At 41.6% G+C, this 23,902-nt stretch carries 12 protein-coding genes; 11 read left to right on the top strand and 1 reads right to left on the bottom strand.

Annotated elements, in window-relative coordinates:
• Window positions 1–191 precede the first annotated feature (191 nt).
• The 8 genes from OQX64_RS21760 (at window position 192) to OQX64_RS21725 (ending at window position 4,461) form a co-directional block, all read left to right on the top strand.
• A complete protein-coding gene (locus OQX64_RS21760; protein ID WP_265820337.1) occupies window positions 192–536 on the top strand; it encodes a hypothetical protein in 345 nt (114 codons plus the stop codon).
• Between the two features lie 265 nt (window positions 537–801).
• Entirely contained in the window at window positions 802–1,425 is a 624-nt protein-coding gene (locus tag OQX64_RS21755; protein WP_265820336.1) for a hypothetical protein, read from the top strand.
• An 84-nt stretch (window positions 1,426–1,509) separates the two neighbouring features.
• Window positions 1,510–1,767 carry a hypothetical protein gene (locus OQX64_RS21750; RefSeq protein ID WP_265820335.1) on the top strand — a complete coding sequence of 86 codons (258 nt, stop codon included), beginning with the start codon at window positions 1,510–1,512 and terminating at the stop codon, window positions 1,765–1,767.
• 84 nt (window positions 1,768–1,851) lie between these two features.
• Entirely contained in the window at window positions 1,852–2,037 is a 186-nt protein-coding gene (locus OQX64_RS21745) for a hypothetical protein (RefSeq protein ID WP_265820334.1), read from the top strand.
• A gap of 78 nt (window positions 2,038–2,115) precedes the next feature.
• Window positions 2,116–2,388 (top strand): hypothetical protein, encoded by a 273-nt coding sequence (locus OQX64_RS21740; RefSeq protein WP_088302237.1) that lies wholly within the window; start codon window positions 2,116–2,118, stop codon window positions 2,386–2,388.
• A gap of 3 nt (window positions 2,389–2,391) precedes the next feature.
• The gene (locus OQX64_RS21735; protein ID WP_265820333.1) at window positions 2,392–2,787 is read left to right on the top strand and encodes a DUF983 domain-containing protein; all 396 of its coding nucleotides are present in this window, start codon (window positions 2,392–2,394) and stop codon (window positions 2,785–2,787) included.
• A gap of 124 nt (window positions 2,788–2,911) precedes the next feature.
• On the top strand, window positions 2,912–3,574 hold the full coding sequence (locus OQX64_RS21730; protein WP_088302239.1) for a DUF2461 domain-containing protein: 663 nt from the start codon (window positions 2,912–2,914) through the stop codon (window positions 3,572–3,574).
• Between the two features lie 47 nt (window positions 3,575–3,621).
• A complete protein-coding gene (locus OQX64_RS21725) occupies window positions 3,622–4,461 on the top strand; it encodes an OmpA/MotB family protein (RefSeq protein ID WP_265820332.1) in 840 nt (279 codons plus the stop codon).
• Window positions 4,462–4,500: 39 nt separating this feature from the next.
• Here the strand turns inward: OQX64_RS21725 and OQX64_RS21720 are convergent, their stop codons facing one another.
• Window positions 4,501–7,080: a hypothetical protein gene (locus OQX64_RS21720; RefSeq protein ID WP_265820331.1), complete on the bottom strand. Its 2,580-nt coding sequence runs from the start codon at window positions 7,078–7,080 to the stop codon at window positions 4,501–4,503.
• Between the two features lie 213 nt (window positions 7,081–7,293).
• On the opposite strand from OQX64_RS21720, the gene OQX64_RS21715 reads away from it, so the two are divergent.
• Genes OQX64_RS21715 through OQX64_RS21705 form a run of 3 tightly spaced genes read left to right on the top strand, consistent with a single transcriptional unit; the run spans window position 7,294 to window position 23,866 of the window.
• A complete protein-coding gene (locus tag OQX64_RS21715) occupies window positions 7,294–20,811 on the top strand; it encodes a putative Ig domain-containing protein (RefSeq protein ID WP_265820330.1) in 13,518 nt (4,505 codons plus the stop codon).
• Between the two features lie 41 nt (window positions 20,812–20,852).
• Entirely contained in the window at window positions 20,853–21,854 is a 1,002-nt protein-coding gene (locus tag OQX64_RS21710; RefSeq protein WP_253249058.1) for a PorP/SprF family type IX secretion system membrane protein, read from the top strand.
• 11 nt (window positions 21,855–21,865) lie between these two features.
• Window positions 21,866–23,866, top strand: coding sequence for an OmpA family protein (locus OQX64_RS21705; protein ID WP_265820329.1), 2,001 nt, complete (start codon window positions 21,866–21,868; stop codon window positions 23,864–23,866).
• Window positions 23,867–23,902: the final 36 nt, after the last annotated feature.

Raw genomic sequence — 23,902 nt, 5'->3', positions numbered from 1 at the left:
TGTTAGAGACTTATATAGTAGCGAAGCGTTAATTACAAAAGCTGTATAATTAGTAATCATAACCAGAAAATAAGTAAAACCTATACTAAAAATGTATAAATGATGTCCTGGATGTTCACATCAGTGCGCAGGATGTATTGCAGTGGCGGAAGCAAATCGGGGCAGAAAAGCCTGTTGAGCAGTTTTATATCATGCTGACTGTGGAAGGCAATAAAGGCTATGTGAAGGATACCACCCCCAAAGGTGACTTAAAACGTGCCACGCATTTGTACATTAAAAATAGTTTCGGTAAGTTAATCAGTAAAGTGGTGCCCTTACCGAAAGGCAATAAGCCAATTGTGATTGGAGAAGAAGAAAAAAAACCGATTAAGTACGATCCTTGTAAATTTAAAAGTATTAGTATTACAGATAGAGAAGATTTTAAGGTAATTTTCGATGAAAACAACCCCAATACATTTGGAGTAACCAGAGATAAATTTGTTTTAAGCCTGGATATCTTTTATGATACAGATCAGGACCGGTTTTGGATAATTTAATACAGGCTTTAAAACACAATCCAGAAATACCCTTAACAATAGAATCCTATACCGATATAAGGCAGACGTCACAAAATGTCTAATCCTGAAATCTTGTTTCAACAACAAGTTAGTTTATTTAGAAAAATTAAATAATAGTCAAGGTCTAATTTTATAAGACAAAAGTTCGAAAGATGAGGGTTTACATTTTATTGAGAGTGCAATTTTCTTTAGAAATAAACAAGGTAAACTAACCTTATTCAGATAATTACAAAGCTTTATACAGATGAAGAAACCCCCAAAAAATAGATCTTATATTTTTATTTTAATAATTTTAATGACCTTATTTCAAAATTGTCAGTCTCAAACTAAAGAAAATCCAAAATATTTGGGGTCTGAAAATGGTGTTTTTGATTTGGATAAAGCAACCTTTAATGAAAGTGTAGAAACATTGTTTTCTAAAGTTCAACATGTTTCTTTGGATAGAACCGCCGATAAAAGTAAAGCATGGGTTTACAGAAATAAAATTGAGGAAAGTAATGTTAAGCCTAATCTTATTAGCTTTTTCGGTATAGAAAATAATAGAATAAATATAATAGCGAATAATAAAAAAGTAATACAGGCTTTTACATCCTTTGTTGAAACAAATAAAAATCCAGAATCGCTAATTGCCAAATTGGATAAAAAGTACGGTGCCTATAAAGTAAAATTAAAACCCGACAAAAAATTGGATTTTTCTAATTCAAAACTTTATCAATGGAATCTTCCTAATAAAATATATGCAGTTACGATATCTAAATTAAAGGATGGATATACTTTGAACATTGTTATAGCTAGGGCTAGTATTGATAAAAGTACACTATCAGTAGATGGTTCGCCAATATGTTTAGATAGTAGCTGTAAAGAATAACCTGGAATTAATAACCATTTACCATGTTTTTCAAGTGATGAATAGGGAGGAGTTGCTTTAGACTGGCCTGTAAATGCAAACTTATTGTCATCTGGCAAAGTTTCTGTCAGAGATGCTTTGGATTACCCGAAACCTAGAATATTAATTTCAGATATCTCAATTCCAGACTTCCCAAAGGATAAAGATTCCAGAAAAGAGTTCCGAATTATAGGTGAGTTTGATGCTGATGTTCCATATGACTATGAGGGATGGAAAAAATCAGTTGACCTTATAAATGAGAATAAGAAAGTCTTATTTAATGAAATTCACAACTTCTATAATGAACTATATAATATTTTCTAAACTAATAATATTGATAAATATAAAAGCTTTACAGATTTAAGATTTAAAGAGTTATGCGGCTCTTTTTATCTTAGTGAAGCGCAGATGAAAAGAAGAGAAGTTTCATTCAGCTTTGATTTTTATGCCCAAGTAGCTTATCAATTAGTGGGTTGGGATAACAGCAAAGACCTGGGTAAAATGTACTTTTATCTAAAAGTAAGAACACTCCTGAACAATCTTCAGGCAGATTATAAGAATAAGGATTATTTACATTTTTGCAATGGCCTTTAAATCCTCGCCTCATCAGCAGGGGTTTTTATGACATAATTTTTAAGCTGCTCCAGTCGTTAAATCTGTATATTTGTGAACATGAAAAGGAAAATGATTTTTGTCTTATTTCTGGCGTTGCTCAACTTTGGTATTGCAGCACAAGTGAATGCCCAATGTGCCATGTGCAGCATCAATGCTGAACAAGGCAATAAGAATGGTAATACGGTTTCTGCCGGTTTGAATACAGGTGTACTCTATCTTTTAGCCATTCCATATCTCATGGCCGTGGTGGTTGGTGTGGTGTGGTATAAAAAATACCGCAAAAAGAATGTTCACCTGGACATGAAGAAAGAGCCCTTTCATTTGAACTAAGCCATGGCCGATCAAACATCCAAGCTTTACGCCATTGTGCATTGCAAATGCCCGCATTGCCGCAGAGGTGATATTTTTACAGGCAGCATGTATGGCTGGAACATTCAGCATACAAAAGAAGTTTGCAGCCACTGCGGACAAAGGATTGAAATTGAACCAGGGTATTTTTATGCGGCCATGTACGTGAGTTATGCCATGAATGTGATTGAAATGTTGCTGGCCAGTTTGCTTACCTACCTTATTTTTGGTCCCTTAACGGATGATACCTTCTGGCATTATCTTATTGTGATTTTTGCGGGCTGTTTTATTCTTTATCCGCTCAATTACCGTTATTCGAGAATTATATTACTGCATATTTTGTCGCCAAATATTAAGTACAAGCCGTATTATGATAAATGATAGGGTTAGTTGGAGATTTGGTAAGTTATTTATAGATAGTGGCTTAGTCAATTCAATCCAACTTGTCAGCTGACCAACTTCACACCTTGCCAACTCTACAGTTTACCAGATTAATATCTCAACAATGTTAAAAAAAGAAACTTTAAAATTTATAAAAGATGTAGCCAGCCACAATAACCGTGAATGGTTTGCTGAAAATAAAGCTAAATATGAGGAAGCCAGGGAAGACGTTTTAAACCTGGTTGCTGCACTTATTCCGGAACTTTCTAAAATAGATCCCACGATTTCGGCTGATACGGATGCGAAGAAAAGTCTGATGCGCATTTACAGGGATGTTCGTTTCAGTAAAAATAAAGATCCGTATAAAAATAATTTCGGGATCTGGTTTTCCGCAAAAGGTAAGGGCGGGAACGGACCTGGCTATTACCTGCATATTCAGCCGGGCAATAGTTTTGTGGCGGGTGGTTACTGGATGCCTGAAGCGCCGGATGTTAAACTCATCAGGCAGGAGATCGATTACAATATCGGTGATTTTAAAGCGATCATCAATAACAAAGACTTTAAAAGTCACTTTAAATTGGGTACATCCAATGCATTAAAGAATGCTCCTAAAGGCTATGACCCGGCTGATCCGAACATCGAATATTTAAAACTTAAAAGTTTTGAGGCCACAATGAAACTGGATGACGAAGAATTTTTTAAGCCCTCAATCGTTAATAAGTTAATAATTTCTTTTGGTACGGTACAACCTTTAGTTGCATTTTTACGGAGCGCTATTGATCAGTAACCACAATTATTGAACTTGCTACTTAATACTAACATCTTAATACTAATATGAAAAACACCTTCTTCGCTTTTGCTGTTCTCCTGTTCGTCTCTTCCCTAAACTCATGTGTTGTTTTATCTCCGAAAAAGTATAAAGCCTTACTGGGCAGCAAAGACTCGTTGTATACTGCTTTCAATGAAGGACTGGTTAAGGTAGAAAATCTCGAAAAAGAGGTATCCAGGCTTAAAAAGGATACCACCATGATGGCCGAAGAATTGAGAGATCTTCAAAACAGCTACAATGAAGTAGATGCGAATTATAAAAAGCTTAAAAACAATTCCACTACTGAAATTACCAAATTATCTGGCGATTTAGCCGCAAGAGAAAAGCGTTTAAAAGAAGTTGAAGAAGTATTGCGCAAACGTGATGAGGCCACAAACTCGCTAAAAGAAAAGTTACAGCAGGCATTATTAGGCTTTACCAAAAGTGGCTTAACGGTAGACATTAAAAATGGTAAAGTCTATGTTTCTTTAACTGATAAACTGTTGTTCCCTTCGGGAAGTATTATTATTGATGATAAAGGTAAACAAGCCCTAACCCAGCTGGCCAATGTATTAAAGCAACAGCCGGAAATTAATATTGCAGTGGAAGGGCATACCGATAACCAGAAAATCAATAACCTGGGGCAAATTAAAGATAACTGGGATTTAAGTGTATTAAGGGCCACATCAGTTGTCCGTTATTTAACTGAAAATGAGAAGGTAGAAAGTGTAAGGATGACGGCTACCGGAAAAGGAGAATATCAACCCCTTGGTGCAAATACCACTGCTGAGGGAAGAAGTAAAAACAGAAGAATAGAAATTGTACTGTCACCAAAACTGGATGAACTCTATAACCTGATCAAATAAAATATGCCAGGCCTGTTGATCACCATCAACAGGCTTTTTTTATTCACGGTATGATTTTAATACTTTGAAGGTTTGTTCAAAATCTCCGCCATTTAAGTTTGTATAATCCGGCATGGAAATTTTATGTCGTGATAAAAAGTTTAACAGCTGCTTAATGACGTTTGATACTTCTTCTGACTCTTCACCGTGTTTAAGGGCGTCTATTTTTAACAGGTAAAGGGTTACCTCCATCGTTTTGAAATCGGATTTTTGTGCTATTTTTAAGCCCTCATCGCATTCCACAATTGCCTGTTCATAGTGGTGAATACAATTATAAAAGCTGGCTTTAAAAACAAAAAAACCAACAGAAATAAACGGTGTATAGTAGGTGTATTCACTCCTGATAATTTTATCTACAAAATTAACGATCCTTTGTGCTTTCTTGTAATAATTCAGTTTTAGATAAGTATGGCCCAGGTGAATGAGCAGGAATGGTGAAAACACAGAATTCCTGATATGAAAAATATTGGGGTATTTATTCAGGATAGCCATAATGAAACGGTGGCATTCTGCATAGTTTTTCTGTGCAAACAATGTAATCAACACCAGCCGGTAGGAAAGAATTTCTGCCGTGGTAAGTGCTCCATTCTTTAATGGATGTGTGCGGTCAATCTGATGGCAAAGCTTAATAATTTTATCTTCAATCGCCCGCCCTTCATTTGGTTTGTTAATCAGGTTGTTATAAAAATATAAAATCAGGTCGTAAGGATTAATAGGGAAAAGTTCATTCAGCCTTTTATATTTTCGCTTTAACAACTGCATGGTATTCACCAATGAGGCTTTATCGATATCAATTAATAAGATATTGCATTCTATAACGTGCAACATAATTTGCACATCCTCATTTAATACATTATCAGAAATATGTTTAACCGTCTCCTTGTATAACCTGCTCATGGTTCTGCCTGAAGCCAGCAAACTGATAAAATCTTCGCCAATGCTCTGTTTATTGAACATGGCACTTGGCTTGCTCAGTTCATATTTTGCAACACTGCAAATGAAATCAAAGGCTTTGTTTTTTTCTTCATTAGTAAAGGGAAGTGTTAAGATATTTTTGAGTTCGGAAATCTCATTTCTGATTACACAAAATCTGACCGCCCAATTTAAAATATTGTTTCTTAAGGGGGTTTTAGGCAAAAAGTGTTGTAATATATGTTCAAAAAACGCTTTGCTCGACCGGTATTTGAAAGTTTCGGTAATCTGGATAAATACGAAATACGTATAGATATCATTATTTAAAAAACGAACGATTTCTGTAGGTACAACCGTGCTTAACCTCTTTTCTTCAATTAAGATACCGGTATACAATAATTCTTCATAGGCTTCAGGATAGCTGTCAATATAGTTCAGCACGTTTTCTTTAGCTACTCTTAAACCTTTGTTTCCTATGGAAATATGCTCGGTTATTTTTTTTAGCAGAAATATTTTTTCGGTACTTTTTTTAGCTAAAAATATTTTTTTCTCCAGAAAATAATTGATCAGCTCGTAGCATAGCAACGGATCTTCAAGTTCCAGTGTTTTAATCTCATTGGAAAGCTTAAAATATACCTGTAGCCAGAAAGGGGTTTTGAATTGTGTGATTAATGGCTGGCTAATATCATCTATGGTAACCTGCTTTTTCTCAATATGACTGAGTGTATGTAAAATTTCATTGTTATTAAGCGGTGGAACGTTGCATAACGTATCTTCATCATAATATACGCCGGTATACCATGATTTGGTTAAAAATGCCGATCCGGTTAAAACAGGCTGCAGGTTTATCCAGGTGTGGGTACGTAAACTGATGACCGTTTTTAAGAAGTTATTCTCTTCAATGCTGTACAGAAAATCTACAAATAACTTAAACCGGTTGCTGTTTGCAATGTAATCATCGATGCCGTCAATGATGATAATAAATCGGCCTTCTTTCAGGTTGGGGTTATTTTTAAAATAAGTGACTAAATCACTCACACTGGCGAAATTGAATTCTTTTAAAAACCATTCCTTTAATGTTAATCCCGCCTGAATGGTGGTCATGATAGCATAGGAATTAATCATTAAAACAATATCATTTTTATATAGTGCATGGTCAGCATGGAAAAACTGCTCTACCAGATGGGCAACCAGGATAGATTTGCCATGACCAGGCTGGGCACTGATAGTGGCAAACTGATAATTGTTTTTTAGAAAGTAATCAAAATCCGGGTAATAGAAACTCCTTTTTGCCGTAAACTCAAACGGTACACCAGAATTATTTTTCTTGTTAACCAGGGATGAGTCTGTAATGGCTTTAGCCTTTAGTTTTAAAGTTTGCCATAAACTCTGGTCAGCTGTAAGGTTATCTCTTTTATCTTTCGTAAAAGCGTCCCAGTCTGCATACCCGATATATTGCGATAAGCTGTTTAAAGTGAACAGCGAAAATTTATGCAGCGTATTGGCAAAACCAAAGAAACGTTTGATAGTGGTTTCACTAACATAGTTTTTAGTTTCCTGAAATACATACTCAGAAATTACTTTACAATGTGCCGGATCAATATTTCGCAATCCTGATTTTGTAAGTACAAACTTCCTGAGTTCAATGAGGAGTTCGTTCGAGTTCATTAATTATAGAGATGATGACTTTGCTAATGTCATCAAATTTTAACAATAGGAGAAATGAATTAGGTAACAATAACGCTTATGAATAAAATGAATAGGATAGCTTATTGAAACAATGAATAGAAATGGATAAGTCAGGTTAAAGTCACGAATGTAGATTTGTCACTAACATTTCCGAAGGATCACCCGAAGGAATCAAACTAAATAACGCCTGAAATGATGAAAATTTTTACCTATCTATCTGTAAGCAGGATAACACGACATGTGTTAACATTTGCATTCATCGTTATAATAACGCTGCTTTATTCCAAATCTTATGGGCAAAGTAAAATTTATGCCAGTTCAGTCACAACATCAGCTAATGCCACAAGCCTTACAGGGTGTGGCGCTTTAGGTTTAAGCCCCTGTTCGGTTACTACCGTAGATAATGCGGCGAATGCGATTACTCCTGATGATAATACTTTTGCAACGGTGAAGTCATCAGGTGGTATAGCTTTAAATATTCTGGCTTACAGTGGTGAAATGGAGTTGAAATTTCCATCTAACATTCCGGCCAATACGACCACTTACATTAGAATAGATTCTGATCCTGATCTGTTGAATGCCTTGTTGGGTGGTAATTTAGGTGGTTTACTGGCCAATGTTTTAGGGAACGTTGTTTTAGGCAATCATAGTTTTTATGTGGCGGCAAAAAATGCGGCAGGTACAATTGTAACTGATGGTGCCAGCAGTGGACAGTTTACCAACAGCAACCTTCGCCTGGTTAAAGATGGTTTGGGCAGGTTTTATGTAGCCATTACACCAAACCAGATTTATGACCGCGTATTGATCAGAGACATTACCAATGCCGCTTTGCTGGGCGCAAATAATACAACTAAAGTTTATTATGCATTTCATACCTCAGGAACTGATCCTTGTGCACAGGCATTTTTAACCAGTTTCGAAGGGACTGGAATTTCCCTGGATGCATTGCGCCTTGGCAATTCAGGTGTGATTAACAGCGAACGGGCAATTGATGCTGACCAGACCAACTTTTCGCAGATCAGTTTGGGTGTTGCCACTGTAGGTGGAACAGCCAGTCAGATTTTTTATTTTACCACACCTTCCAACGCTACTGATGACTTTAATTTAAGATTCAAAACGTCTACTGCGCTGTTAAACCTCGGCCTTTTAAATAATATCAGGGTGACGGCCTACAATGGGAATGAAGAAGTTTATACACAAGCTTTAAATCCGAGTTTATTAAACCTGGAATTGCTTACCCTCCTGAACAGCGGATCAATAGTTAACCTTCCGTTTTCGCCCGGGCGGCCCTTCGACAGGGTAAAGGTCACCCTATCTTCTCTTTTAAATGCAAATTTAACACAGTCAATTGACGTGTATGGTTTAACCCGTTCTGCAGGCCGGCCAACTTTTACGGCTCCTGCCAGTAATGCGGTAGCGGCATGTTACAATGTTCCGGCAGTATTAACCGCAACTACAGACAGCGCAAATGAATTGATCTGGTATGAGGCTGTTGAAGGTGGATCACCATTGGCTACGGTAGCATTTAATGCAGCGTTTACCACACCCGCTTTAACCGCGAATAAAACGTACTATGTAGCTGCCCGCCGCCTGAACTGTACCACCGAATCAACAAGGGTTCCGGTGGTGGTTACTGTAGATCCACAGATCAGTTTTGCAGGTGCAACTTTAACAAATGCAACCAGCCAGTCTGCTTACAGCAAACAGATCAATCCGGCAACTGGTGGTACACCTGGTTTTACTTATGCTTTAGCCGCAGGAAGTACATTGCCAGCGGGATTAACACTTTCACCATCAGGTAATATTACCGGTACACCTACGGTTCCGAACGTTTATAATTTTTCCATTGTTGCCACTGATTCGAAGGGCTGTAATGTAACGGTGCCATATACGCTCACTGTAACTACCGCACTGACGTTAACTGCCGCTGCTTTGCCAGAGGGAATTACAGGTACAACATATCCAACACAAACCATTCCTGCGGCAGCAGGAGGTACAGGGCCTTATACCTATGCCGTTTTGAATCCGCTTCCTGCAGGCTTAACTTTTAATCCCGCAACAAGGGAAATTACAGGAACGCCAACTACACCAGGTGTTTATACCATTCCGGTAACTGCCACTGATGCCAATGGAAATACCATCACCTCAAATTATACGGTTAAAATTACAAATCCGTTCCTGTTACCTGCTGCAACCTTAGCCGTTGGCACAACAGGTACGGTTTATACACCACAATTTATTCCGTCGGCAACAGGAGGTACTACACCTTATAGCTATACTGCAACTGGTTTACCTGCCGGCTTAACTTTCAATCCGGTTACCCGAGCCATTACCGGTACCCCAACTGTTGCCGGTCCATTCACCGTTGCGGTAACGGCCACAGATGTAGATGGAAAAACAGTGACTACAAATTATGCGCTTACGGTAATTAACCCTTTGTTATTGCCTTCTGCAACGCTTGCTGATGGTACTGAAAATGTGGCTTATGCGGTTCAGACGCTTCCGGCAGCAACCGGCGGTGTAGGACCCTATACTTATCTGGCCGGTAACCTTCCGGCTGGTTTAAGCTATAATCCGTTAACCAGACAATTAAGCGGTACGCCAACTCAGGCAGGTAATTATGCTATCTCCATAACTGCAACAGATAGTGAAGGCAGAACGGCTACGGGGAACTATAGCATCAGGGTTGTTGGAACACTGACTTTACCATCCTCTACTTTACCAAACGGCATTGTCGGAACGGGTTATCCGGCTCAAACCATCCCTGCTGTAAGTGGTGGAACGGGGCCTTATACCTATGCGGCTGTTAATCTTCCTCAGGGTTTAAACTTTGATCCTTCAACAAGAGTAATTTCGGGCACACCCACACAGGGAGGAGTATTTAACGTACAGGTTACGGCAACAGATGCCAATAACAATAAGGCCACCACATCTTACAGTATTACGGTAGATGTAAATGCGCCGGTGGCGGCATCTACAACGGTTTGCTCGGGTTCGGTTGCTTCTTTAACGGTAAGTAATGTATTGCCAAATGTTTCTTACCGGTTATATGGTCCGGCAGGAAATTCAGTTTTACAGACCAGTACTTCAGGTGTTTTTACCACTCCGGCAGTTACCGCTCAAACTACCTTTTTTGTGGAAGCCTTCTCTGGTTCGGCAGTAAGTGCCAGAACTGCTTTTACGGTCTCGGTAAATCCGCCTGCTACATTGGCTACGGTAACCACAAGCAGTCTGGTTATTAATGCAGGGCAAACGGCTACCCTTTCAGCTACTGCTGATGCCGGAAATACCATTACCTGGTATGATGCGGCTACGGGCGGAAATCAGGTTGGAATTGGTGGTTCATTTACCACGCCGGCATTACAGGCCAGCACAACTTATTATGTGCAAACAACCAGTGCTGCGGGTTGCATAAGTGTATCCCGGGTTCCGGTAACCGTTACTGTAATTGTTGGCGGAGGCAATACGGCATGTAATACCGCCAGCAGTCAGAATACAGGTATCAATGGCATTTGTTTGCTGTGTGCCGTGAATGGTGCCGGCAACTCTACCGATGCCGATGCAAGTAATTTTACCCGGATTTCGCTGGCTGTTGGTGCCGGTGCTACAGGTTATCAGCAATTGATTTTTCCTGCTGCAGGCATTGCAACAGATAGTATCCGTTTAGATTTAGGATTACCGGGAGGACTGGCAGATGTAAATGTTTTAAATAATATTACAATAAGTATATTAAACGGAACTACCGTTGTCAGAACCGTTCAAATCAATGGAAGTTTATTGAATCTTACTTTATTAGGTGGAAACAGATTTACCGCTACTGTGCAGGCAGGCGGGGTTTACGACCGTGTTCAGGTAAGCTTCGGTGCTTTGGTTTCTGCCTTGAGCAGCTTAGATGTTTACGGTGCCACAGTGATCTATCCAAATCCAACTATAACAGCAGGTGCCCAGTCTATTTGTGCCGGTGGCACCGCTACTTTAGCGGCAACAGCGAATGGAGGTACAACACTTACCTGGTTTGATTCCGCTATTGGCGGAACACAGCTTGGTGCCGGCGAAACTTTTACTACGCCAGCCATTGCTAACACTACTACTTATTATATCCAGGTAAACCGCGCAAATTGTGCCAATACTACACGTATTCCAGTAGTGGTGACGGTAAATCCGCTGATTATATTTTCGGGTACAACCTTAACAAACGCAACCATTGCTTCACCATATAACAGGCAACTTCCGGTGGCAAGCGGTGGTACACCAGGTTTTACCTATGCCCTGGCAGCGGGAAATACTTTGCCTACCGGTTTAACTTTATCATCAACTGGTCTAATCAGTGGTACGCCAACCGCAACAGGAACACCAACATTTTCTGTGGTGGTTACGGATACAAAAAACTGCAGTGTAACGGCTACTTTTAATTTAACTGTAACTCCGGCAATAGCGCTGGCACCTCTGGTATTGGCTGATGGAGTCACCGGAACAACCTATGTTCCTCAAACCATTCCGGCTGCTACAGGTGGAACTGGCCCTTATACTTATACGGCCAATAGTCTTCCTCCGGGATTGACTTTTGACCCGACAACAAGAGAAATTACAGGCATACCCACGCAAACCGGCACCTTTACTATTCCGGTTACGGTAACCGATGCCAATGGAAATACCATTACGGCTAATTACTCGATAAAAGTTACAGATCCGCTGGTTTTACCTCCTGCAACTTTAGCCAGTGGAGTTAAGGGAACTGTTTATCCTACGCAGGCTATTCCATCGGCAACTGGTGGAACAACACCATATACCTATTCAGCTACGGGCCTTCCATTGGGCTTAACTTTTAACCCTGCTTCAAGGGAAATTACGGGTACGCCTGGCGAATCCGGTATTTTTAGTATACCTGTAACGGTAACAGATGCAACGGGAAAAACCGCCACGACCAATTACAGCATTTCAATCCTGGATCCGTTGGTATTGCCACCGGCCAGCCTGGCTGATGGAACTGAAAATGTAGCTTATCCGGTTCAGAATATTCCGCCAGCTACTGGTGGAGTGGGGCCATACAGTTATGTAGCTATTAATCTTCCTCCAGGCTTATCATTTGATCCGGTAACCAGAAACGTTACGGGTACGCCAACTCAGGCCGGTAATTATGTTGTTTCGGTAACGGTTACAGATAGCCAGAACAGAACTGCAACCAATAATTATGGCATCACCGTAATCGGTGCATTAAACTTACCAACTGCAACCCTGCCAAATGGGGTAGTTGGCAATAGCTATCCGACAGTAACCTTACCTGCTGTTACGGGTGGAACCGGACCATACACTTATTTGGCCGCCAATCTTCCGGCAGGATTGTCATTTAATACGACAACAAGAGAAATTACAGGCACGCCAACGATGGGTGGTACATTTACCATTTCCTTAACGGCAACTGATGCAAACGGCAATAAGGCGACTACCGGTTATGGCTTAACGGTCACCATAAATGCGCCGGTTGTAGCTGCTGCTACCGTTTGTGTAGGTTCACCTGCAACTTTAACGGTTAGCAATTTGCTGTCTGGTGTGACCTATAATTTATATGCTTCTACAGGAAGTGCGCCACTGGCGACCAATACTACAGGTACATTTACTACCCCTGCTATTACTGCTCAAACTGTATTTTATGTGGAAGCGGTATCCGGCACAGCAATTAGCCCGCGTACAGCTGTAACTGTTGATGTTAATCCGCCTGCAACTTTAGCCACTGTAACAACCAATAGTCAGGTAATTAATGCCGGACAATCTACTACTTTACTGGCCACTGCTGATGCGGGAAATACCATTGCCTGGTTTGATGCACCAACAGGTGGTACACAGGTAGGCACCGGAACTTCTTTCATTACCCCTGTTTTAAGCGCTACTACTATCTATTATGTTGAAACCACTAACGCCGCAGGCTGTGTAAGTGCAAGTCGTGTTCCGGTGACGGTTACAGTCATCCCAAGTGGTACAGGTACGGCCTGTAATGCAGCGAACAGCCAGAACAGTGGCATTACGGGTATCTGCCTGTTGTGTGGTATTACGGGTGCCGGTAATTCAACAGATGCTGATGCGACAAATTCTACCCGGATTACCCTGGGTGCCGGCGTAGCTTCAACAGGATATCAACAATTAATTTTTCCAACAGCTGGTTCTGCTACCGATAGCGTACGATTGGATCTGGCTTTGCCAGGTGGATTATTGGATCTTCAGTTGCTGAATAATGTAACGGTGAATATCCTGAACGGAACAACGGTTGTCAGAACAGTTCAATTGGGTTCTTCCTTATTAAATCTTCAGTTATTAAGTGGAAGCCGCTTTGCTGCAACATTAGCTGCGGGTGGTGCATTTGACCGGGTTGAAGTTCGAATTGGTGCTTTGGTTTCTGCCGTAACCAGTTTAGATATTTTCGGTGCAACAATGGTATACCCTAATCCAATCATTACCGCTGGTGCACAAACGATTTGTGCCGGTAGTACCGCTACACTTGCGGCTACGGCTAATGCAGGTACCACGCTAGCCTGGTATAATGCACCATCCGGTGGTACCCAGCTGGCTGTTGACGGAACGTTTACCACACCGGCTTTAACAGCAACCACTACTTACTATATACAAGTATCAAAAGGTTCTTGTCCAAATACATTACGCATTCCGGTTACAGTAACTGTTACACCTGCACTGGCTACACCAGTAACAGCGGCAGCAGCGACCTACTGTGCAGGTAATCCTGCTACTTTATCGGTTAACAATCCGGTTCCCGGCGTTACCTATAATTGGTACGACGCTTCGGCTGGAGGTAATTTATTATTTACCGGTGCAGTGGTAACTACACCGGCATTAAATTCAAATACAACTTATTATGTAGAGGCGGCTCAGGGTAGCTGCGTAAGTGCAACCCGTGCAACTGTTTCAGTAACAGTGAATCCTCGTCCGGTGCTACCTGTTGTTACGGCAAGTGCATCGACAATTACATCCGGTCAAACCGTTATTTTAACGGCAACGTCTACAGATCCTGCGGTTACCTTTAACTGGTACAATGCTGCAAATGCAACTACACCAATTTATACAGGTGCTACTTATGTTACACCGCCGTTAACCGCCACCACCAGTTATTTTGTGGAAACAGTTTCGGCTAATGGATGTACTTCTGCCGGAAGGGTGCAGGTAACCATTACTGTTGATGGTAACAATACAGCTAATCCAGTTCCCTGCGAGGCTGCGATTGCCCAAACCAATGGTGTTACCGGTGTAGCCTTACTGGCAGGCGTATTTAATCCGGCATTGGCGATTGATAACGATACCGAAACAGCCTCATCACTGGTATTGCCAGTGGGCGCATTAGGCGCTTCGGTTTACCAGAGAGCAAGTTTTGGTACCGTTTCCAACGCCGGTGATACGGTACGGGTTTTGGTTTCCTCACCAGGCAGGCTGCTTTCACTTAGCTTATTGGGTAACGCGCAAATCACGAGTTACCTTGGAACCAACAGTAACGGCGATTCAAGATTCCTAAACAACAACCTTTTAAATGTTCAGTTATTAAATGGTGATACACAAGCATTGGTAACATTTGTACCTGCTACGAGCTTTGATGCCGTAGAAGTACGGTTAAATGGGGGTGCTTTGGGTGTACTGACTTCCATTAATTTTAATTATGCCCAGCGTATTCTGGTGGCACCGGCAGTGGTTTCACCAAATGTTACCGCTTGTGCGGGTCAGACTACGCAGCTGGTGGTTAATAATCCATCATCAAGCTTAACTTACAGGTGGTATGATGCTGCAGGAACTTATTTAACTGGTAAAGACGGGATCATTTTTACCTCGCCTGTATTAACTGGTGATACCCGGTTTTTTGTAGCTGCGGTATCGGCATCAGGTTGTGTAAGTGCCAGAACGGTGGTAAACGTTACTGTTAATCCAGCTCCCGTGGTACCAGAATTATTGGATCCTGATGTTACGGCTTGCTTAAATACAACCGTGGTATTCCAGGTAAAAAATCCGGTTGCAGGAACTATTTATAAATGGTATGATGCTGCAAACATTTATCAGGCAGGTTTAGATGGTACAACTTTCACCGTGGCGAATGTAAACACTAATACCAGCTATACTGTAGAGGCCGTGAACAGTTGCGGTGCTGCATCTGCCAGAACAACGGCAACCATTACTATAGGTAATATTGATGCGCCGGTAGTTACGCCATCTGCAATTACCATTTCAGAAAATTCTGTTGCTTCCTTAACGGCAACATCAAGTACTGCAGGCGCAACGATTAACTGGTACACCAGCGCAACTGCAACTACACCCATCTTTACCGGAACCAATTATGTAACCGACCCGTTATCAAGCAATGCTACTTTTTATGTAGAAGCAACCATCCTTGGCGGATGTACCTCAACCAGAACAGCGGTTGTGGTTACGGTGATTCCGAATGGAACTCCTATACCAACACCTTGTGGGGCAGCAACTACCCAAACCAATGGTGTAGCCGGTGGAATAACCATTGGTGCAGGTGTCATTAATCCGCTTCAGGCCATTGATGGTAATATTAATACCGGATCAAGTCTGGTTATTCCGGTTGGATTATTAGGTTCATCTGTATTCCAACAGTTGGGTTTCCCAGGGTTATCTAATGTTGGTGATACCTTGAGGGTAAAAATTACCACTCCAGGTCAGCTGATTTCTGTCGGGTTACTGTCAAACCTAACCTTAACAACTTATCAGGGTACTGTTTCAAATAACGATGCCATTGCCATTTCCAATCCATTAATCAATTTGAGTTTGCTGAACGGAGGAAATTCTGCCATACTTACTTTTGTGCCAGCCAATCGGTTTGATGGTGTTGAATTGAGATTAGGCTCGGGATTACTCGGGGCATTAAATGCTGTAAATTTTGATTATGCACAGAGAAGTATTCTGGCTCCGGCTGTAACTTCGACTACAGTTAACGCCTGTCAGGGCGCTTCGGCTACATTAAGTGTACAAAACCCTCAGCCCGGAATTACTTATAAGTGGTATTTGGGTGGCGTATATCAAACTGGTAAGGATGGAACAACATTTGTAACTGATCCAGCATTGGCGGCAGGTACCTACGAATATGCCGTAAGTGCCAGTGCCAATGGTTGCGAAACCGTTAAAGTAAAAGTTACGGTAATCATTTTGGCTCCTCCTGTGCCACCAGTGCTTTCTTCAACCAATCCGGCAAGTACTTGTATCAATTCATCAGCTACGCTAACCGTTGTTCCTGTAGCGGGCAACACTTATAACTGGTATGATGCTGCTGTAAACGGCAATATGTTGGTGACCAATAACAGTAGTTTTGTAACGTCTGCGAATTTACCTGCCGGAACTTATGATTACTATGTAGAAGCTGTTAATGCAAATGGCTGTAGCAACCCAACCAGAACAAAAGCCACTATCACCGTTCTTCCGGTTGCCCTGGCATCTGATATCACCGTTACAGGAAATACAGCATTATGTACATCAGCTACCACAACTTTAACTGCTGCAAGTACAACTGTTCAAAATCCGGTATTTACCTGGTATAGTGATGCCGCTTTAACGCAGGTGGTAAGTAATTCGGCCGTATTTACTACGCCAGCCATTACGGGCATCACCAAATATTATGTAACTGTAAGGGGTGATAATAAATGCGCCAATACGCCAGGAAATGCACAGGAAGTAACTATTACCACCAATCCGGTAGCAATAGCTTCCGATCTGATTCTGACCGGGCCCACATCCATTTGCGGAGGTTCAACGGTTACTTTATCAGCAAGCAGTACAACCGTAATTAATCCGGTGTTTACCTGGTATAGCGATGCAGCTTTAACCATTCCGGTAAATACAACAGCTCAATTTACAACGCCTGTGTTAACCGCTTCTACCACTTATTATGTAACGGTTAAAGGCGATAACAGATGTGAGAACACTGCCGCATCAGCCAGGGCAATAACCATAACGGTAAACCCTTTTGCTACCGCTGCGGATATTAACCTGAATGGAATCACTTCGATTTGTCAGGGTTCAACCACTCAGCTATCGGCATCAAGCACTACCGTAACCAACCCGGTTTACACCTGGTACAGTGATGCTGCTTTAACTTCAGTAGCTTATGTTGGCGCCTCATTTACCACACCAGTATTAACCAATACAACCAGTTATTATGTAACGGTTAAAGGTGATAATAAATGCGAGAATCCGGCAAATGCGGCTGAACTGATTACGGTAACGGTAAAACCATATGCTACAGCAGCAGATATCACCGTGGCAAATACGCAAATCTGTGCCGGTTCGACCACCATGCTAATGGCTTCGAGTTTAACCGTAACCCAGCCTGTATTTACCTGGTACAGTGATGCCTCCTTAACCAGTGTGGCATTTGTAGGACCAACCTTTACCGTAAATGGCTTAACCGCCACTACCACCTATTATGTTACCGTTAAAGGGGCCAATAAATGTGAAAATACCGCGGCTGATGCTAAGGTAGTTGTGGTAACCGTAAATCCGCTGGCTACTACAACTGATATAATCGTGAATGGTAATACCAATGCCTGTGCCGGGGGAGGTACTACCCTAACAGCAAGTTCTCCAACGGTAACCAATCCGGTATTTACCTGGTACAGTGATGCCGCCTTAACCAATATCAATTTTATTGGCAGTGTTTTCACCACACCAGTTTTAACTGCAACAACCACCTATTATGTAACCGTTCGCGGGGATAACAAATGTGAGAATGCTGCAAATACAGGTAAACCGGTAACCATCACCATTACACCAGTGGCGGGTACAGCAGATGTTGCTGCAAATGATGCAAGTATTTGCCAGGGTAGTTCAGCACCATTGGTGGCAAGTACTACAACAGTGACCAACCCGGTATTTACCTGGTACACTGATGCAGCACTCACCACTGTCGCTTTTGTAGGTGCAAACTTTAATACCCCTGTATTAACGGCCACCACGCGATATTACCTGACCATTAAAGGCGACAACAGGTGTGAAAGTTCAGCATCTACCGCCAGGGTAATTACTGTAAATGTGAATGAAGCAGCAACAGCGGCGGATATTGTACTATCTGCACCAGCGGTGCTATGTGGTTCAGGAACTGCAATCCTTAACGCCAGTTCAACCTCAGTGGCTAATCCGGTATTTACCTGGTACAACGATGCTTCACTGACCAGTGTTGCCTTTGTCGGTCCGATTTTTAACACACCAACCCTAACCGCAACCACAACATACTATGTAACGGTTAAAGGCACCAACAAGTGTGAAAATACGGCGGCAGGAGCAAAACCAGTTACCATAATCATTAATCCACGGGCTGTACAAGCCGATATTACCGTGAATGGATCAAGATCAATTTGCGGAAGCGTGGCCACTGTATTAACCGCAAGCAGCACTACCGTAACCAACCCGGTATTTACCTGGTACAGTGATGCAGCCTTAACATCAGTAGTATTTACCGGTAGTGTGTTTACCACTCCGGTATTAAACGCCAATACTACTTATTATGTAACCGTTAGGGGCGATAATAAATGTGAAAATGCATCCGGAGGTGCTTTAGCGGTAGCACTGACGGTTACGCCAATTGCAAGTGTGGCAGATGTTTCCGCAAATGATGCAAGCATTTGCCAGGGTACTTCAGCGGCATTAGTGGCAAGCACCACCACGGTAACTAATCCAATATTTACCTGGTATACAGATGCGACGCTAACATCAGTAGCTTTTGTTGGAGCAACATTTAACACACCATCATTAAACGGAACTACAAGATATTACCTGACGGTTAAAGGCGACAACAGATGTGAAAGTACTGCTGCTACTGCCAGGGTAATTACTGTGAATGTAAATGAAGCGGCAACAGCATCAGATATTACTTTATCTGCGCCTGCAATAATTTGTGGTTCAGGGACAGCAACCATTAATGCCAGTTCAACCACGGTAACCAATCCGGTATTTACCTGGTATAATGATGCTTCATTAACCAGTGTTGCCTTTGTCGGTCCGATCTTTAATACACCAGCATTAAAGGCCAGTACAACTTATTATGTAACTGTTAAAGGCACCAATAAATGTGAGAATTCAGCGGCAAATGCCAAGACCATTACGGTTAACGTAAACCCACGGGCAGTGCAGGCTGATGTTGCCGTAAGCGGAAACAGGTCTGTTTGTGGAAATGTTGCTGCAGTATTAACCGCAAGTACGAATACGGTAACCAATCCGGTATTTACCTGGTATAGTGATGCTACATTAACCTCACCAGTGTTTGTTGGCAATGTGTTTACCACACCAGTTTTAACAGCCAATACCACTTATTATGTAAGTGTGAAAGGTGATAATAAATGCGAGAATGCTTCGGGTAATGGTTTAGCCATAGCCGTTACGGTAAACAGTGCACCAAATAATCCGGTGGTTGCCAATACCGGAACAAGCATTTGTTCCGGAGAGACCACACAACTGGTCATCAGCAATGCGCAAACTGGTGTTACTTACGAATGGTATAGTGCTGCTACAGGTGGAAACTTATTATTCACCGGCTCAACTTACAACACCCCAGCTTTAGCCACTACTACTGATTATTATGTAACAGCAGTAAATGCAGGAGGCTGTAATAATAATGGCGGCAGGGTGAGGGTTACAGTAACTGTAAATCAAAAACCAGCTGTTCCGGCGGTTAACGCTGCCAATGTAAATGTGTGTATTGGGAATACAGCCGTTTTAACGGTAACTAATCCGCAAGCAGGTGCAGTTTACAACTGGTATACTTCGGCAACGGGTGGTACAATTGCGGGTACGGGTGTTTCATTTGCCACGCCAGGCATTAGCACCAATGTTACCTATTATGTGGAAGGAGCAAATGGATCATGTATTTCAGCCTCAAGAACTCCGGTAAATGTAGTTGCCTTACCAGTGCCAGGTGCACCTGCATCAGCAACTGCGGCTAATGGAATAATCTGTGCGGGCAGCAATACCATATTAACTGTAAATAATCCGGTACCGGGTATCATTTACAGATGGTACAATGTAAGTGTTAATGGAAATGTTTTAGGTGAAGGCCCTACGTTTACCACACCGAATATCAGTGCAACCACCATCTTTTATGTAGAAAGTATCGCAACTAGTGGTTGTGCCAGTGCTACGAGAACGCCGGTTACGGTAACGGTTCTTCCGGTATTGGCTACGCCTTCAGTAATAGTGCAAGCTACTACTCCAAATAGTATAACCTTCGCTTGGCTAGCTGTAAATGGAGCATTGGGATATGAAATTTCTACTGATAACGGCTTAACCTGGCAAGCCACTGCCGGAACGAGTTATCTGGCTGCAGGTTTAAAACCAGATCAAAGCGTTGCCATTATCGTAAGGGCAAGAGGTCAGTTGGCTTGCCAAACCAGTGCGAATTCGAGTCCGGTAACCGCGAGAGCCACTAACCCACTTGGAAACCAGATTTATATTCCGAATGCATTTACACCAAATAATGACGGTAAGAATGATACCTTCCTGATTTATGGAACAACCATCACATCAGCCAGAATGTCGGTATTTACACAATGGGGACAGTTAATCTTCCAGTCTGATAATATGGCTAATGGTTGGGATGGAACATTTAAAGGCATAAACCAACCGATTGGTGTATATGTGTACATGGTAGAGGCTGATTTTGCCGATGGCACCAGCACCATGAAAAAAGGAACAGTAACGCTAATTAGATAATGATGAGCAGGATAAAATATAAACAGACAAAATTAAATACCATGAAAATACCATCGTCTTTAAGATCATTGCTGGCAATGCTGAGTTTGCTACTCTGTACCTCCGGGTTATTTGCACAAACTGATCCGCATTTTTCACAATATTATGCATATCCCCTTTGGCTAAATCCTGCACTAACGGGTGTTATTGATGGTGATTACCGTGCATCAGTAAATTTTAAGCAGCAATGGGGTGCTTTAAACAGTTCCTTTTTAACCGGTGGAGCATCCTTTGATCTGGCACCCAGAAAAAACTTTGCATTTGGCGGTACCATCCTGAATCAACGTGCGGGTGAACTTGATTTTAATTACCTCACCGCCCTGGTATCGGGTTCATATCGTTTAAGATTTGGACGTGAAGGTTTGCAAACCCTCAATTTTGGTTTGCAGGCAGGCATCATCAACAGGAGTTTCGATTATTCGCAAGCCAGATTTGGCAACCAGTTCAATCCGATTACGGGTTATGATGGGGGTATGGTCAGTGGTGAAACCTTTCAGTCGCAATCCACATTGGTGCCTGATGTTAACTTTGGTGTGATGTATTTTGATGGCAATCCCAATCAGAATGTAAATGTTTTTGTTGGCGCCAGTGCCGCACACTTAACCCGGCCAATTGATCGCTTTACCGGAACTGAATCCAGAATCCCGATTCGGTTAACCGGGCATGGTGGAGCCAGAATCCGTGCTTCAGATTTTTTAGATCTTGTGCCGAACGCTTTGGTGATGTACCAGGGAAATACCAATGAAATATCCTTGGGCGCTTATGCCCAGCTTAATGTAAGTCAATCTTCCAATATCTTATTTGGAGGCAATTACCGTGTTAAAGATGCCGCAATTGCCTTTGTAGGTTTACAACTCAGCAATATGGTATTTGGCTTAAGTTATGATGTCAATACTTCCAACTTTAACCGGGCATCCAACAGTAACGGAGGTATTGAGCTGTCTATTTCTTTAATCGGTCGCAATGGTATTATTGGTCCGAATTTCTTTTGTCCACGATTATAATTGATCATCAAATGAGAAAAATATTATTGTTTTTATTATTGGCAGTTGGGGGGGTAGCTAAAGCGCAGTATGTTGTAAATTACAAAAGGGTTGCAGATACCTATTTTGAAAATAAGGATTATTATGCGGCATCTACTTTTTATAAAAAGGCATTGAGAATTACAGGTGATAGTACTCAGGCCATTCTGCCTTATGGAAAAGAACGCAAGGGTACATCAGATGAAAAAGTGATTGAAGATTATGAAGGATCAATTTATAATTTGGCAGAATCAAGCCGGATGTACCGCGAATTTGCCGAGGCTGAGAAATATTATGCTATTGCCATTACCTTTACCAATACCCGGTATAGAAAAGCACTTTTTTATTATGCAGAAAGCTTAAGGGCAAACAAAAAGTTCAACCCGGCAATTGCAGCTTTTGAATCATTTATCAGCAAAAATCCCAACGATATTTTGGTTAAAGATGCGCATAAAGAAATTGCGTCCTGTAAATTTGCAATTGAAGAAATGCGGTTCCCGAAGATGGTTCAGGTTAAAAAGATGCCTGCAAATGTTAATGGGTTAGGCTCTAATTATGCTCCGGTAAATATTAATCAAAATTTTTATTTTACCTCCTCAAGGCCCATCAATGTAGCAGGCAAGCGCGACGTGGTAAAAACCGAAACAGGTGAGGTACAGGTTTCAACCAAGGCCAATCCATTTTTGAATACCCTTTATACCACTAAAAATGAGTTGTCATCCAGCGAAATTTCAGTGAGAATGATGGGGATTAATTTACCAAGAGAGATGGAAGTTGCTGCGGCAAGTTTTTCACCTGATGGGAATACAGTTTATTTTACGGCATGGAGAGAAAAGGAGCGGTATTCCATTTATTCTTCCAGAAAAGATGACAATAAATGGTCAGATCCACAACCGGTAGGCCTGGAAGTAAACAGTAAGGATTTTAATTCACTACAGCCGTTTGTTACCAAAGATGGTCATTTTCTGCTTTTCTCATCCGATCGTACCGGTGGTTATGGCAAATTAGATCTGTGGTACTGCGCCATTCGCAGCGACGGATCTTTGGGGCAGCCGGTTAACCTGGGTCCAACCATTAACACAGAAGATGATGAGCGTGCACCTTATTATAATCCCTCCTCTAAAAAATTGATTTTCAGTACGGATGGCAGAATTGGATTAGGCGGGTTAGATTTTTTTGAGTCGGATGGTGACCTCATTTCCTGGTCTGAACCTAAAAATATGGGTTATCCGTTCAATTCATCAAAAGACGATTTATATTTCACTGCTATTGATGCTGATGGCACGAGGGGATACATCAGCTCGGATCGCGAATCGTCCTGCTGTTTGGAAGTATTTGAAGTTAAAAAGGAATTTATTTCAGTAAGTGGTCTGTTAACCGATTGTAAAACGGGTTTACCTATGCCTAATGCAACGGTAATTTTTACCAATGCAGAAGGAACACAAAAGGCAATAACCGGTGCCGATGGAAAATATCATTTTAAAGCAGATTCCAGGCGGCCGGTAAAATTATCATTTGCCAAGGAAGATTATTTTTCGATCACAAAAAATTATCCTTATGAGGAATTGGCAAAAGCCGATACCCTGATCAATAAGGATTATTGCCTGAGCCCTTTCAAAATCGGTATTCCAATTGCGCTGGAAAATATCTACTATGAATTTGACAGTTCAGCATTAACGGAGCCATCTAAAAAGGTACTTGATTACCTTATTCCGGTGATGGAAGATAACCCTGCAATGGAAATAGAACTGGGATCGCATACCGATAATGTAGGTACAGAAGAATACAACCTTGATTTATCAAATAAACGGGCACAATCCTGTGTCGATTATTTGGTGAGCAAAGGAATTTCCTCCACCAGAATGACTTCCAAAGGTTATGGAGAAACCACGCCAATTGCACCAAATGAAATCGGCCGGGGAAGAAGAAAGAAAGATAACCCGGATGGACGAGCCAAGAACCGAAGAACGGAGTTCAAGGTAACTAAAAAATAAACGCTATCTCATTTAACCCGTTGATGGCCACTTTCA

It is taken from the genome of Pedobacter sp. GR22-10, from assembly GCF_026239715.1.
Classification (GTDB): Bacteria; Bacteroidota; Bacteroidia; order Sphingobacteriales; family Sphingobacteriaceae; genus Pedobacter.
This window is presented reverse-complemented; position numbering and strand designations above follow the sequence as displayed.

Coding starts and splice junctions, on each gene's coding strand:
- OQX64_RS21705 (WP_265820329.1), top strand. CDS start 21,866: ATGAGAAAAATATTATTGTTTTTATTATTGGCAGTTGGGGGGGTAGCT.
- OQX64_RS21740 (WP_088302237.1), top strand. CDS start 2,116: ATGAAAAGGAAAATGATTTTTGTCTTATTTCTGGCGTTGCTCAACTTT.
- OQX64_RS21755 (WP_265820336.1), top strand. CDS start 802: ATGAAGAAACCCCCAAAAAATAGATCTTATATTTTTATTTTAATAATT.
- OQX64_RS21760 (WP_265820337.1), top strand. CDS start 192: ATGCTGACTGTGGAAGGCAATAAAGGCTATGTGAAGGATACCACCCCC.
- OQX64_RS21720 (WP_265820331.1), bottom strand. CDS start 7,080: ATGAACTCGAACGAACTCCTCATTGAACTCAGGAAGTTTGTACTTACA.
- OQX64_RS21715 (WP_265820330.1), top strand. CDS start 7,294: ATGATGAAAATTTTTACCTATCTATCTGTAAGCAGGATAACACGACAT.
- OQX64_RS21730 (WP_088302239.1), top strand. CDS start 2,912: ATGTTAAAAAAAGAAACTTTAAAATTTATAAAAGATGTAGCCAGCCAC.
- OQX64_RS21735 (WP_265820333.1), top strand. CDS start 2,392: ATGGCCGATCAAACATCCAAGCTTTACGCCATTGTGCATTGCAAATGC.
- OQX64_RS21710 (WP_253249058.1), top strand. CDS start 20,853: ATGAAAATACCATCGTCTTTAAGATCATTGCTGGCAATGCTGAGTTTG.
- OQX64_RS21725 (WP_265820332.1), top strand. CDS start 3,622: ATGAAAAACACCTTCTTCGCTTTTGCTGTTCTCCTGTTCGTCTCTTCC.
- OQX64_RS21745 (WP_265820334.1), top strand. CDS start 1,852: ATGAAAAGAAGAGAAGTTTCATTCAGCTTTGATTTTTATGCCCAAGTA.